The organism is Mesorhizobium montanum (assembly GCF_033977145.1).
GTDB classification, from domain to species: domain Bacteria; phylum Pseudomonadota; class Alphaproteobacteria; order Rhizobiales; family Rhizobiaceae; genus Mesorhizobium; species Mesorhizobium montanum.
Map to the genome: position 1 here is coordinate 408,222 of NZ_JAVIJF010000001.1, position 13,163 is coordinate 421,384.

The 13,163-nt window shown below is 63.3% G+C and carries 15 protein-coding genes and 1 tRNA gene; 4 read left to right on the top strand and 12 right to left on the bottom strand.

The features are described from left to right. Positions 1-240: 240 nt before the first annotated feature. Positions 241-3,591, bottom strand: coding sequence for a response regulator (locus RFM68_RS01940; RefSeq protein WP_320230957.1), 3,351 nt, complete (start codon positions 3,589-3,591; stop codon positions 241-243). 198 nt (positions 3,592-3,789) lie between these two features. Between RFM68_RS01940 and RFM68_RS01945 the strand changes: the two genes are divergently transcribed. Then, a complete protein-coding gene (locus tag RFM68_RS01945) occupies positions 3,790-4,137 on the top strand; it encodes a hypothetical protein (RefSeq protein ID WP_320230958.1) in 348 nt (115 codons plus the stop codon). A 128-nt stretch (positions 4,138-4,265) separates the two neighbouring features. Here the strand turns inward: RFM68_RS01945 and RFM68_RS01950 are convergent, their stop codons facing one another. After that, on the bottom strand, positions 4,266-4,610 hold the full coding sequence (locus RFM68_RS01950; RefSeq protein ID WP_320231051.1) for a DUF2865 domain-containing protein: 345 nt from the start codon (positions 4,608-4,610) through the stop codon (positions 4,266-4,268). A gap of 264 nt (positions 4,611-4,874) precedes the next feature. Then, positions 4,875-5,183 carry a hypothetical protein gene (locus tag RFM68_RS01955; RefSeq protein WP_320230959.1) on the bottom strand — a complete coding sequence of 103 codons (309 nt, stop codon included), beginning with the start codon at positions 5,181-5,183 and terminating at the stop codon, positions 4,875-4,877. 255 nt (positions 5,184-5,438) lie between these two features. Between RFM68_RS01955 and RFM68_RS01960 the strand changes: the two genes are divergently transcribed. Further along, positions 5,439-5,660, top strand: a complete 222-nt coding sequence (locus RFM68_RS01960) for a hypothetical protein (RefSeq protein WP_320230960.1) — start codon at positions 5,439-5,441, stop codon at positions 5,658-5,660. A gap of 62 nt (positions 5,661-5,722) precedes the next feature. Here the strand turns inward: RFM68_RS01960 and tolA are convergent, their stop codons facing one another. From tolA to RFM68_RS01990, 6 genes are all read right to left on the bottom strand, one after another. Continuing rightward, positions 5,723-6,112: a cell envelope integrity protein TolA gene (gene tolA / locus RFM68_RS01965; protein ID WP_320230961.1), complete on the bottom strand. Its 390-nt coding sequence runs from the start codon at positions 6,110-6,112 to the stop codon at positions 5,723-5,725. A gap of 293 nt (positions 6,113-6,405) precedes the next feature. Next, a complete protein-coding gene (locus RFM68_RS01970; protein WP_320230962.1) occupies positions 6,406-7,266 on the bottom strand; it encodes a glutathione S-transferase family protein in 861 nt (286 codons plus the stop codon). A gap of 22 nt (positions 7,267-7,288) precedes the next feature. Next, positions 7,289-7,870, bottom strand: a complete 582-nt coding sequence (locus RFM68_RS01975) for a VOC family protein (RefSeq protein WP_320230963.1) — start codon at positions 7,868-7,870, stop codon at positions 7,289-7,291. Between the two features lie 159 nt (positions 7,871-8,029). Continuing rightward, positions 8,030-8,104 (bottom strand) — tRNA-Glu (locus tag RFM68_RS01980). 84 nt (positions 8,105-8,188) lie between these two features. Next, entirely contained in the window at positions 8,189-8,602 is a 414-nt protein-coding gene (locus RFM68_RS01985; RefSeq protein WP_320231052.1) for a VOC family protein, read from the bottom strand. A gap of 11 nt (positions 8,603-8,613) precedes the next feature. Further along, positions 8,614-8,997, bottom strand: coding sequence for a fimbrial protein (locus RFM68_RS01990; RefSeq protein WP_320230964.1), 384 nt, complete (start codon positions 8,995-8,997; stop codon positions 8,614-8,616). A 26-nt stretch (positions 8,998-9,023) separates the two neighbouring features. Between RFM68_RS01990 and RFM68_RS01995 the strand changes: the two genes are divergently transcribed. Next, the gene (locus RFM68_RS01995; protein WP_320230965.1) at positions 9,024-10,094 is read left to right on the top strand and encodes an RluA family pseudouridine synthase; all 1,071 of its coding nucleotides are present in this window, start codon (positions 9,024-9,026) and stop codon (positions 10,092-10,094) included. Positions 10,095-10,311: 217 nt separating this feature from the next. Beyond that, positions 10,312-11,223: an RNA polymerase sigma factor RpoH gene (rpoH, locus tag RFM68_RS02000; RefSeq protein WP_320230966.1), complete on the top strand. Its 912-nt coding sequence runs from the start codon at positions 10,312-10,314 to the stop codon at positions 11,221-11,223. 291 nt (positions 11,224-11,514) lie between these two features. Here rpoH and RFM68_RS02005 read toward each other — a convergent pair whose 3' ends face one another. The 3 genes from RFM68_RS02005 to RFM68_RS02015 all read right to left on the bottom strand — a co-directional run bounded on the left by RFM68_RS02005 (position 11,515) and on the right by RFM68_RS02015 (position 13,007). Next, complete coding sequence (locus tag RFM68_RS02005) at positions 11,515-12,174, bottom strand: peroxiredoxin (protein ID WP_320230967.1); 660 nt, start codon at positions 12,172-12,174, stop codon at positions 11,515-11,517. A gap of 189 nt (positions 12,175-12,363) precedes the next feature. Further along, complete coding sequence (locus RFM68_RS02010) at positions 12,364-12,729, bottom strand: cell division protein ZapA (RefSeq protein ID WP_320230968.1); 366 nt, start codon at positions 12,727-12,729, stop codon at positions 12,364-12,366. 5 nt (positions 12,730-12,734) lie between these two features. Then, positions 12,735-13,007: a DUF4164 domain-containing protein gene (locus tag RFM68_RS02015; protein WP_023763725.1), complete on the bottom strand. Its 273-nt coding sequence runs from the start codon at positions 13,005-13,007 to the stop codon at positions 12,735-12,737. Positions 13,008-13,163 lie beyond the last annotated feature (156 nt).

Sequence of the window (13,163 nt, forward strand, 5' to 3'; positions counted from 1 at the left end):
GAAGAGCGGAATCAATGCCATTATTGTCCGGGCTTGGCGTTTGCTTGGATATGGTGCGATCGCACCATACGTATGCGTAAGCGTCTCACGCCCGCCAGCGATTTTGGCGTGGTCAGAGCCATTCCAGGAAAAGTGTGAAACGGTTGGGCTCGGCGGCTTCGTCGTAGCCTTTCCGTCCGGAATTGCGTCAAAACTAAAGAGATAAAGCAGCTCGGCGTTTTCGGTGCAACGCTGAAAGCTCTAGCCGGCGTTGCGCCGGGTCTCGATGTCAGAGCCGAGCCAGCGCTCGAGCTTTTCGAGCAGCGCCCGCGGACTGATCGGCTTCGGCAGGTAATCGTCCATGCCGGCCTCCAGGCAGCGTTCGCGGTCGCCCTTCAGCGCATGCGCGGTGACGCCGACGATCGGCACATGCGTGCCCATGTCCTGCTCGAGCCGGCGAATGGCGTCCGTGGCCTCCAGTCCGTTCATTTCCGGCATCGATACATCCATCAGGATCATGCGCGGATTGAGCCTGCCGAAGGCATCGAGCGCCTTGCGGCCGTTGCCGACGATCTCGAAGCGATAGCCGGTCTCGCCAAGGATCTGGGTGAACACCAGCTGGTTCACCTCATTGTCCTCGGCGACCATGATGTCGAGCCCGCGCTCCGCATCGGCGGGGCGTGGACGCGCGCGCGCCGGTGGCGGCTGCAGCATGGCGCGGTCCGATGCCGCCGTCGGCGCCGGCGCGGCTTGCGATGGGCCGACGGCTGGGTGCGCCGCGCCGCTGGAGTGACGATGGCGCTGGATGGTCGCGACAAGCGTTTCAAGCAGGATGGAGGAGCGCGCCGGCTTGATCAGCTGCGCATCGATGCCGAGGTCGCGATAGGCCGTGTTGGCAAGCGACTGATCGACCGAGGTCAGCATGATGATCGGCGTATGCGCCAGGCTCGCCGTGCCGCGCACGATGCGCGCCATCTCGGCGCCGGTCATGCCGGGCATCTGGTAGTCGAGCACCACGCAATCGACCGGCACGCCATAGGCGGCGGCGGCAATCAGCACCTTCAACCCTTCGGCGCCGCTTTCAGCCGCGCAGGCATCGAACGTCCACGAGGCCATCTGCTCGCTCAGGATCGAGCGGTTGACGGCATTGTCGTCGACGATCAGTACACGCGCGCCGGTGACGTCGACCGGCATGATGCGCTGCCCGCCCTGCTCGGCCTTGGGCAGCGTGACAGTGACCCAGAAGGTCGAACCCTTGCCTTCGGCGCTGTCGACGCCGATCTCGCCGCCCATCATCTCGACCAGCCGCGAGGTGATGGCAAGGCCGAGCCCGGTGCCTTCGTGGCGCCTGGTCGAGGAGGTGTCGACCTGGCTGAACTTTTCGAACACCAGCTTCAGCTTGTCTTCCGGAATGCCGATGCCGGTGTCGGTGACCGATATGGTGAGCCTTGTTCCGGCCGGAACCCGCTCGCCGGTGACGTCGACCAGCACATGGCCTTCGTCGGTGAATTTCACCGCATTGCCAAGCAGGTTGGTGACGATCTGCCTGACGCGGCCGACGTCGCCGACGAACTGGCCGTCGAGCCCCGGCTGCACGCGGACAATGAGCTCCAGGTCCTTCTCCTTGGCGCGCGTCGACACCAGCGTCGCCACATCCTCGATCGCTTCGGCAAGATTGAACGGCGCCGGGTCGAGCACCAGCTGGCCGGCATCGATCTTGGAGAAATCGAGGATGTCGTTGATGATGGTGAGCAGCGCGTTGCCGGATTTGACGATGATGTCCGTGAACGTCTTCTGCTTCGGATCGAGGTCCGATTTTGCCAGCAGTTCCGCCATTCCAAGAACCCCGTTCATCGGCGTGCGGATCTCGTGGCTCATATTGGCGAGGAATTCCGACTTGGCCCGGTCGGCGAGCACGGCGCGCCGGCGCGCCTCGCTGAGCTCGGCCTCGCGCTGCTTGAGCTCGGTGATGTCGGTGGTGGAGCCGATGAGATAGAGCGAGCCGTCCGAGGCGATCATCGCGCCCTTGCGCGCGAACTGGTGCCTCACGCTGCCGTCCGGCATCGTCACCGTCTCTTCGATCTCCTGCGTCTCGCCGGTGCGCAGCACGGCAAGGTCGCTGGCGACGAAGGCCTCGCCGTCCGCGCCGAAAATCTCGACATCGGTCTTGCCGACGGCTTCTTCCTTGCTGAAACCGGTAAGATCGCACCAGCCCTTGTTGACGTAGAACTGCCGCAGGTCCGAGCGCTTGGCGTAGATCGACACCGGTACGTTGTCGATCAGGCTGCGGAACACCTCGTTTTCGCTCATGCTTTTCTTGAGCGCCTGCTCGCGCGACTTGACGTCGGTGATGTCGGTGCTGGAGCCGACCAGGTGCACCGAGCCGTCGGTCGCCACAAGCCGGCTCTTGCGCGTCATCAATTGCCGCACCGTGCCGTCGCGATGAGTGACGGCCTCCTCGACCTCGCGCCCAGCGCCGGTCGCTATGACTTCGGCGTCGTCGCTGCTGAAGCCGTCGGCCTCGTCCGTAGCGAAAAGCAGTCGGTCCGTCTTGCCGATCACCTCCTCCTTGGGAAGGCCGGTCAGCGCGCACCACGCCTTGTTGACGAATTCGATGCCGAGATCGTCGGCCTTGATGAAGGCGGCGACGGGCAATTCGTCCATGACATGCCGGTAAAGGTCGATCTGGCGCATGGAGTCGCGCAGCTCTTTCTCGCGCAGCTTGATGTCGGTGATATCGACGCGCACGCCGATGAACGTGCCATCGTCGGTGCGCATGTCATAGACCTGGTACCAGCGCCCATCTGGATTGAGGCGCTCGTAGGATGAGTTCGGCAAACGGTACCGCCTGAGCATGGCGTCAAGCCAGCGCTCGGCGTCGACGCCATAAAGGCTATCGATCCCGGTGTCGCCGCTCGAGCGGAAATAGCCGACGGAATGGCCGAGCGCCAATGCCTCGCGAAAGCTGCGGCCCGGCTGCCAGGCCGGCTTCAGCGCCGGCAGCGTATCCTGCAGCTTGCGGTTGGCGAAGACGAAGCGATCGTCGCGGTCGTAGATGATGACGGCGGCCGGCAGCGACTCCAGCACGGTGGCGAGGTTCCTGCGCGCCTCCTCGGCCTCGGTCTCGCGCCGTTTCATGTCGGTGATGTCGACATAGGAGATCAGCCGTTTGCCGCCGGGAAGCGGCGCCAGCGAGGCGATCAGCGTGCGGCCGTCCTTGCGTGGCAACTGCCTGGAGCCTGCCGCGCCGGCCCGGATTTCGGCTTCGCGTTCGGCGATGTGACGTTGCCAGGCCTGCTCCTCGCCGCCGAACGGATCGGCGTCGCGGCTGGCTTCCATGAGGTCGCGAAAGCAGCTGCCCGCCGGTGCGCGCCGCGGATCGATCTGCCAGAAGTCGTAAAATGCCCGGTTGACCACCTCCGCCCGCAATTCGGCATCGAGAACGATGACGCCGATCGGCATCGAATCGACCATCAGGCCGAGATTGGCGAGCGCCTCCGCGGTCCCGGCCATGTCGTGACCCCCACCGAGGGAGGCCCCGTTGCCGCGCATATCCGCCTTGTTGAAATCCCGCGCGCTGTCCGCCCCGACAGTCCCGTCCGTATCCGCCATTGCTACCCCCAAGGCCGAACCGCGCCGGTTCGTCGGCGGAATGTGCCCGACAAGCATTAACGATCCGCTAACCATAATGATTGCAACCCGCTGCCGCCCGATGCCGTTGACGCAAATCCGGTCGTGGCGCCGGCTGCGGTAATCCGCCTGTTGGCGATCAAGGCAACGACGCATTATAAGGTGCCTGAGGTGTTGCTAATGTTCGGTCGATTCGCGGCTTTCATCCTGTGCCCGGTGCTGCTTGCAGCGGGCGGCTGCGTGCGCAGCGACGACGGCACGGTGATCGTTCCAAGCCGGATGGACGTCAGGCGTGTCTGGGACAGGACGCCGCCGGGAACGACCGCGTCGAGGCAGATCGCGTCGGACGTGTTTCCTTTGCCGCCGAGCCCGCCAGCGGGCCCCGTTGTCCGGCGCCATTCCAGGCCCGCTTCGAGGACGCCGTCCCTGAGCCGGGACCTGCCTGATCCGTCTTCCGGCGAGCAGAAGCCCCTCGCCTGCAGGAATGTCGGCGAAGACGGCAAGCGCTATCGCGTCGTCTGCGAGTAACTTTGCTTCGATCCGACGGTCGGTGCCGGCAGTGCGCCTTGCTTCGAGACGGATGCCTCAAGGCTGAGAACGGCCGGATTAATTCGCGGGGAAAAAGGTAGGCCCGACCACGCGCACCGGTTTGGCGCTTACCGGCACAACCGCGGCCGACGGCGCTGTCGCGCCGGCCGCCGCCGCCCCCGTGCCGCCGTCGCTCGATGGAATGTCCGAGACTGTGCCCATGTCCGGCCTTGTGTCGGCAACGGAATGATGGCGTTTTCCATGTTGCCTGGCGTCACCGTGCGCGCCCTGAGCTCGGCCACGCGCTGGGAGTAGCGCTTGAGATCGCAGGCCTTGAACTCGGCGGCGTCGCGATAGCGGAAGGCGGTTGGGAGCTCGGTATAGGGCTTGCGTGTCTCGACCGCGACCATCTGATCGGTCTCGAGGCTCGGGTCGCTGAGCGAATAGAGATCGACGCCCGAATCGTCGCAGATGTAGCGGCACTGATCGGCCGTATCCTCGAGATCTCTGGCCTACGCGAATTGCGAATTCGGCGCAGGGAAGAAATAGCCGTCTGAAAGGCGAACGCAAAACAGCATCGCGTTGCCGCTGGACACCGGACCGGAAGCTCCCATGTTGGACACCTGCTGCGGCTGCGGCCGCTTGGCTGCCCCCTGACAGCCGAGAGCGACGTATCTCGCCTGCAACCCGGAGGACTCGCGGCCGGAATTGCCGATGCCGGCGATCTGGCGCTGCACTTAGGCCCGGTTGCGGGCAAGATCCGCGCAGGCATTGAAGAAGCCGCCGGCAGCGCTGCTGGCGGTGCATCGGCGCTGCCTCTCTATCCCCTGGATCGCGGCAAGCTGGCGCCGCAGTTGCGCAAGCCGGGGGCTCGCCGCGCCGCGGCCGCCGGACAGCATCTGACTTCTCAGCGCCGAGCAAGAATCGGCATAAGAAACCTGCGTCAGTGCCAAGATCGCCATGGTCGCCAGGAATGGTGTCTTAAGAAGCCGCAAACTCGTCATCGGGTGCCACCCCTGCTCGAAACACGAGATCGACTTAATCAACGCCGGCTAATTAAGTAAATACTCATTAGTCGGAAGATTAGCCAAAAATTGCTTTATAGGATTTGGGTGTTACGCTCAATCTTACGAAGCGAATATTACGCTTTCATTTCAAGATTGAGACACTAGCCGAAAAACCATTTTCAGGCTGGCCATGACCGAGCGGGCGGCGCTATCACGGATTGCTGATGAAACCTTTGGCCGGTAACGGACGTTGTTGGCGCTGATGTGATCCGTGCAGCGCAGAGGAGACCGGAGATGTCCATTCATTTCACCGTCTCTGGCCTGACCAGGAACCTGATCCATTCGCTTGGGCTGGATCATGAGCGGGCGGCGAGGCATCTGACGGCTGAGCAAAATTTGTTGCTGGAATGTTATCTGGCCGGACAAATTCCGGAATCGGCCTGGAGCGACTATGTCTTCGAGATGCCGGAACTGGAAAAGCACGCAACCGCCCGGCGCCGGCGCAATGCGGCATAATGCGATCCGAGCCTGGTGGGGTCGGCTCGGAACCGCGCAAAGGTAATTTCAGCAGCCCGGTTCTATTGCTGAATTGCTTTCGCGTTGTCTTTTGGCGAATTGAACTGAAGCGTAAAAACCTTTCCCGGCATTCCTTGCGCGAGCGTCGGCGAGAAGCTGAGCGGCAGGCAATTGCGCAAGGCGGCCGTCGCCGCGTCGACATAGACCTGACGTGCCTTGTCATCGCCGCCGACCTTGATGGCCGTTGGTTTGGGTGGGCCGATTAGCGTGCCGTCGCGCTTGAAGCTGAAGCTCAAGGTGACCGTGGCATTCCCGGAATTGGCGGGCGGGGTCCAGCAGGCCTGCAGGGCTGCGCCAACCTCCTCCATGGTGTTGAGCGGCGCGGCGTTCGCAGCAAAAGGCATTGCCAGCAGCGTCCCAATGATGGCTGAAAATCCTGCCGTGGTTCTCATCGCGCGTCCTTACTGCCTCCGCCCGTCGCACGTTCGGCCCATTCGCCCATCGCTTGGCGACATGGTACGATCAACGTGGAGGATGACAATAGGATTTCAATCGGGCCGGCACCGGCAAATCATCAAAATTATGTTGTCCCGACGCGGGCGCGGCCGCACCCGAAAAAGCAAAAGGCCGGCACGGAGCCGACCTTTCCCTTGCCTCGTCATGGCGCCAGTACATCCGTGGTCGCGGCGAGGACTGAGGCCAGTAGACAGGCCTTGGGTAAACGAAACCTTAACGCGAGGGGCGGCTAGACCCTCGCCTGCGATTTCATATGCGCGATGTAGCCGCGCACGTCGCCGGCCGGTTCCGCATAGGCTTTGCCGAGCTTCTTCTCCAGCGCCGCCATATAATCCTTCGCCCATTGGGGCAGCGCATAGTCGACAACGGCCAGGAATTCGAGCGTCGCCGCCAGCCGGATATCGGCGATCGATGGATTCTTGCCGCCGATGAACGGTTTGCCGTCGCGGAAGAAAGAGTGAAACACTTCGAGCGGCTCGGCGATCGCGGCCATCGCCGCCTTCTGTGCTTCCGATTTCCTGTCGGGATGGGCATCGCTGTGGCCGACCTCGCCGGCATATTGCGGAAAGCCGAGCGCCGGATAGGTGGCTCTGGCGACATAAGGATAAAGCGTGCCAACGAGGTAGAACATGGCGCTGTCTACCATCGCCCGCTTGGCCGGCGCCTTCGGATAGAACTTCTCCAACCCATGCTTGTTGGCGAGATATTGCATGATGGCGCAGCTCTCCCACAGCACGCCGCGCGGCAGGCCCTTGTCCTCGATCATCGGCGTCAGATGCGCCGGATTGCGCGCCAGGAACTCCGGGGAGCGCGTATGGCCCCAGGCATCGGTCTCCGCGGGATCGAGCCCGGCCGCGCGCGCGAACACCCGCACCGTCATGTTGTTGACGCTCGGCCGCAGCATGCTGAGCTTTATGCCTGGTTTCCTAGCCGGCTTCGCTTTAGCGGCTTTCGCAGTCGTTTTGGGCGCGGCTTTTGCCGTCGCTTTGGTCGCGGCTTTCGCCGTCACCTTCGCGGCCGTTTTCGCCGCGGCCTTTGGCGCGGTTTTGGCCGCGGATTTCTTCGCACTCTTGCTTGCAGCCTTTGCCATCTCGGTCCTCCCTCTGACCTGGTTAGTATGGATTTTTCGGCGCCCTGTTTTCCGACAGGGTCGCGCGCGACCGCTCGACCAGCGCCTGGATGGCGTCGGCCAGATGCAGTTCGGCGATATTGTAGTCGGCGCGCGCCACGCGGATCTTGTGCGCCTCCATCAGCACGTCGGCATGGGTGAAGCCGGCCGGCGGCTCGAAGCGGTAGGAGGCAAGCTCGATCAGCAGTCCCAGCGGATCCTCGAAATAGATCGAATCCATGAAGCCGCGATCCTTGACGCCGCTGTGTTTGATGCCGCGCTCGTCAAGTCGCGCGACCGCCTGCAGGAAGGTGACCCGCGACACCGAGAACGCAATGTGATGGACGCAGCCGATATCGGTCGGCGTGCGCCGCTTGACCGGGGTGCGGCTCTCGTCGGTGAACACGGTGATCAGCCGTCCGTCGCCCGGATCGAAATAGAGATGGCTTTCGCTCGCCTTGTCGAGATTGGGCTGCTCGAAGATGAAAGGCATGCCGAGCACGCCCTCCCAGAAATCGATCGAGGTCTGGCGCCCGGCGCCGACCAGCGTGATGTGATGAACGCCTTGCGACTGCAGTTTTTGCATTTGGCTCCTCCCTCCGCCTCGCTCGCCACTTTGCCGGGCAAGTTCGAAACCATAATCGTTGGTGCTTTCACCAAGGATTATGATGCAATGCTAATTCAATTGGCAGCGCCACGCCAGAGAGATGCGCGAGCGTGCAATGCGGAGTTGAGGAAGAAGACTTGGTACGCCCAAGGGGAATCGAACCCCTGTTCCCGCCGTGAGAGGGCGGTGTCCTGACCGCTAGACGATGGGCGCGCTCAAGAACCGGCTACATAGGCTGGCGGCTGGGAAAAAGCAACTGGGCTTTCGGCCCCTTCGCGCGCTTTGCGCACCCCCCGGTCAGCCCCGCCGTTTCGGCTCGATCAGGTCCCAGAGATTGCCGTAGAGGTCGGCGAAGACGGCCACCGTACCATAGGCCTCGTGGCGCGGGGCTTCGCGGAACTCGACCCCCTGGGCAAGCATCGACTGGTGGTCGCTGGAAAAATCGTCGGTCTCGAGGAACAGAAACACCCGGCCGCCGGTCTGGTTGCCGATACGGCTTGCCTGCTCTTCGCCGGATGCTTCCGCAAGCAGGAGCCGGGCCCCTTGTCCATTTGGCGGCGTGACCGTGACCCAGCGCTTGCCGCCGCCGAGGTCGACATCGTCGCTCAGCACGAAGCCGAGCCGCCCGACATACCAGGCAATCGCCTCGTCATAATTGCCCACGACCAGCGCGACGGTCGCAATTCTGCGGTGCTCGGCAAAACCGCGAATGTGTTGCGGGCTCATTTGTTACGGATTGGGAACTGGCCGATGATGCGGCGTTCGGCGATGTCGTAGACGAAAATCGAACGGCTGCCGTCCGCCAGTTCGGCATCGATCGACAGGCGGTTGCCTGACAAGGACTGGCTAACCACCTTGGCGCCCACGGGAAGCAGAATGTCGCCCGAGAGCGGCGCACCGGCCGGAGCCTGGACATCGCCCGCAGGCGCCGAGCCGGCCACCGGCGCGTTGCGGGCTTTGTAGACAAGCGCGCCGATCACCACCATAAGGGCGATGAACAGAAGGCCGAGATTGACGATCATGAAGCGAACGAGCTTCCGGCGCACGTTTTCGGCCGCCGGGTCGAGCGGCTTTTCCTCATCTTCTTCGGCGACAGGCCGGGCCATGGCTAAACAATCCGCAGCGGTTTTCGATGAGCGCTCATAACGAAGACACCCCGATATTGATAGGGGATGAATTAGCGGACGATGAGTCGGCAGCGGGCGAAGCTGCCGTGCTCGAAGCCGGCGCGGACGCCGCCGGCCAGCGCCTCGACCAATGGCTCGCCGCCCGGCTCGGGCCGGAGCTCTCGCGCAGCCGCGTGCAGGCGCTGATCAAGCAAGGCGCGGTCTCGATCGCCGGCAAGCCGGTGCTGGAAGCCAAGCGCAAGCTGACGGCCGGTGAGCGCGTCGAAGTTCTGGTGCCGGCGCCGGAGCCCGCCGAGCCGCAAGGCGAGGACATTCCCCTCGCCATCCTTTACGAGGACGACGAGCTGATCGTCATCAACAAGCCGGCGGGGCTGGTCGTCCATCCCGGCGCCGGCAACTGGACAGGCACGCTGGTCAACGCGCTGATCCATCATTGCGGCGACAGCCTGTCCGGTATCGGCGGCGTCAGGCGGCCGGGCATCGTTCACCGGCTCGACAAGGAAACCAGCGGCGTCATGGTCGTGGCCAAGACCGACCGCGCCCACAAGGCCCTGTCGGAGGCCTTTGCCGACCATGGCCGCACCGGCGATCTCGAGCGCGCCTATCTGGCGCTGGTCTGGGGCATACCGCAGCGGCCGACCGGCACCGTCGATGCAGCCTTGGGCCGCGCCGCCGACCGCGTCCGCCGCGCCGTGGTGCCCGAAGGCCGCAACGATGCCCGCCACGCCGTCACCCATTTCCGCGTCGTCGAGCGCTTCGGCGAAGGACAGCAGGCCTTTGCCGCCGCAAGCCTGGTCGAGTGCCGGCTGGAGACCGGCCGCACCCACCAGATCCGCGTCCACATGGCTCATATCGGCCATCCGGTGATCGGCGACCCGGATTACGGCCAGGCCTTCCGCACCAAGGCCAACCGGCTGCCTGAACCCTTGAAGACCAAGGCCAATGCCTTTCCCCGGCAGGCCCTGCATGCCTGGCTCCTTGAATTCGAGCACCCGACCACCCATCTAACGATGAGGTTCGAAGCGCCGATGCCCGGAGATATGGAGGAACTCGTCGGCGACTTCCGAAAACTTTGAACCGACCCGCCACGAACAGGCTGCAAACCAGCCATCAAAAAACCTGACCGGCGTTGTTCACTTCAGCGTGACACACTGTTTAACGTTGAACAAATGCCTGTCTTTTCTGGTTTTGTTCCTATATATACCGGTTGTCTGCGGATGAGCTTTTGGCATCCGCGTCCTATGCTCGCCGCGTTTCGGGGGCATCCACTCCAAAGAGAGAGGGGGCGCTATCATGGCCCAATCATTACCCAGTATTGTTTCCGGTGAAGGCGGTCTCGCCCGTTACCTGGAAGAAATCCGCCGCTTTCCGATGCTTCAGCCGCAGGAAGAGTACATGCTCGCCAAGCGTTACGCCGAGCATCAGGACACTACGGCTGCCCACAAGCTCGTCACCAGCCATTTGCGGCTCGTCGCCAAGATCGCCATGGGCTATCGCGGCTACGGCCTGCCGATCGGCGAGGTGATCTCGGAAGGCAATGTCGGCCTCATGCAGGCCGTAAAGAAATTCGAACCGGAGCGTGGCTTCCGGCTCGCCACCTATGCCATGTGGTGGATCAAGGCTTCGATCCAGGAATACATCCTGCGCTCGTGGAGCCTGGTCAAGATGGGCACCACCGCCAACCAGAAGCGCCTGTTCTTCAACCTGCGCAAGGTGAAGGGCAAGATCCAGGCGCTGGATGACGGCGACTTGAAGCCCGACCAGATCGCCGAGATCGCCACCCGCCTCAACGTCTCCGAGGCCGAAGTGGTGTCGATGAACCGCCGTCTGTCGGGCGACGCTTCGCTCAACGCCCCGATCCGGGCAAGCGAAGGCGAGTCCGGCGAATGGCAGGACTGGCTGGTCGACGACCACGAAAGCCAGGAAGAGATGCTGATCGAGCAGGACGAGCTGGAAAACCGGCGCGGCATGCTGTCGGGCGCTCTATCCGTGCTCAACGATCGCGAACGGCGCATCTTCGAGGCGCGGCGTCTCGCCGAGGAGCCGCTGACCTTGGAAGAGCTGTCGACCGAGTTCGACATCAGCCGCGAGCGCGTGCGCCAGATCGAGGTGCGCGCCTTCGAAAAGGTGCAGGACGCGGTCAAGGCCGCCGCCAAGCGCCAGACCCAGGCGCTGCGCACCATCGAGGCGCAGCCCGCGGCTTAACCAGCCAGAGGCATTACGCAAAGACAAAACGGCGGCGCCAGAATCTGGCGCCGCCGTTTTCATTTAACGCTACAAAGTCTGCGATTGGCGAAAGCGGCGAACCAGCCTTTTCTCCCCGTCACTATACGGGGAGAAATGCCCGGCAGGGCAATGAGGGGCAGCGCTGAGGTTGCGAGGTTCTCGTTCCGGGTGAGACGTTCGGAAGCTGCGGCGCGATCACTTTGGAACGCCGCGCCGCCCCTCATCCGCCTGCCGGCACCTTCTCCCCGTGGAACGGGGAGAAGGAAAAGCTCATGCCGAGGGCTGCTTGGTCTTGCGCAGATAAGGCAGCACCGTCTCGTAGGCGCCGAAGCGCTTGATCGCATCCTCGTTGGAGACGGCGGCGGTGATGATCACGTCGTCGCCCTGCTTCCAGTTCGCCGGCGTCGCCACCTGGTGCTTGGCCGTCAGCTGGATGGAATCGACGACGCGCAGGATCTCGTCGAAGTTGCGGCCCGTCGTCATCGGATAGGTCAGCACCAGCTTGATCTTCTTGTCCGGGCCGATGACGTAGACCGAACGCACCGTGGCGTTGTCGGCCGGCGTGCGGCCTTCCGAACTCTCGCCCGCGCCCGCCGGCAGCATTTCATAGAGCTTGGCGACTTTAAGCTCGCGATCGCCGATCAGCGGATAGTTCACTGTTTGGCCGGTGGCGGTCTTGATGTCGGCCTGCCACTTGTCGTGGCTCGACACCGGGTCGACCGAAATGCCGATGATCTTGACGTTGCGCTTTTTGAAGTCGCCTTCGAGACCGGCCATGGTGCCGAGCTCGGTCGTGCAGACTGGCGTGAAATTCTTCGGGTGGCTGAACAGCACCGCCCAGCCGTCGCCGATCCAGTCGTGGAAGTTGATCGTGCCTTGCGTGGTCTCGGCCGTGAAATCCGGCGCGATGTCGTTGATACGAAGACTCATGACTTGTCCCTACCTCTTTGAAAATTGTAGCCGGCTCGCGGCTGGCCGTCGCCGGCTCGCAAGCCTAGCACCATCGCGGCATCGGTTAAACGCCCGCGATGATGGTCACGACCTGCGTGAGGCGAAATTTTTGCGCGGCCGCCGGCCATTCGCGGCGGGATTTTCCGTCGGAATGGACGTCGGAGGCGCTCAGGCCTTCTTCACGGCAAGGGTCGCGCTGAGGTCTTCCATGCGATGCGCCAGCGCGTCGAGCGCCGTGGTCAGCACGCTGTCGCTCTTGTCGGCCTTGATCAGCGCCTCGTCGCGCGTCTTGCGCAGCGTCAGCACCTCGCTTTCCATGCCCTTGACGCGCTTGGTGAGTTCGGACAGTTCGTCCATCACCATGATGCCCGCCATGACGGTGAGCCGCTGGTCGCCGATCTCGCCGAAGGAGTCCTTCAGATGCGAGACATAGCGGTCGAAGCGCTCGGCAAGATCGATCAGATGCTCTTCCTGGCCTTCGTCGCAGGCCATGCGATACTGCTTGCCGTCGATGGAAACCGTGACCTGTGCCATTGGCCCTACCTGTCCAGAACCGCCCGGATGGTTTCCATGGCGGTCACCAGCCGGCGCGAGACTTCCTTGTTGGCGTCTTCCAGCCGTTCGGCGCGCGCTTCGGAATTGTCGAGCTCCTGCGCCAGGCGCGAGCGGTCGGCGTTCATGCGCTGCACTTCGGCCTCGGCTTCCGAATAATCGCGCTCGTGCTCAAGCTTCGCCGCCACGGCGTTTTCGAGCCCCTCCATGGCCTTTCCCAGCCTGGCGATGACTTCCTTGAGGGTCGTTTCCCCGGTCATGGCTTCGTCCTATGCCCTGCCCATCACCGAATCGCTCGCGTTCAGAACGCGTTACCTCCGAAAGATTAGGCACCGGGTGAAGGGCGCGTCAACAAAGCTCTCGCGACTGTCCCCCGCTATCGCTAATGTAAGGCGTCCGACACACAAGATGACCTC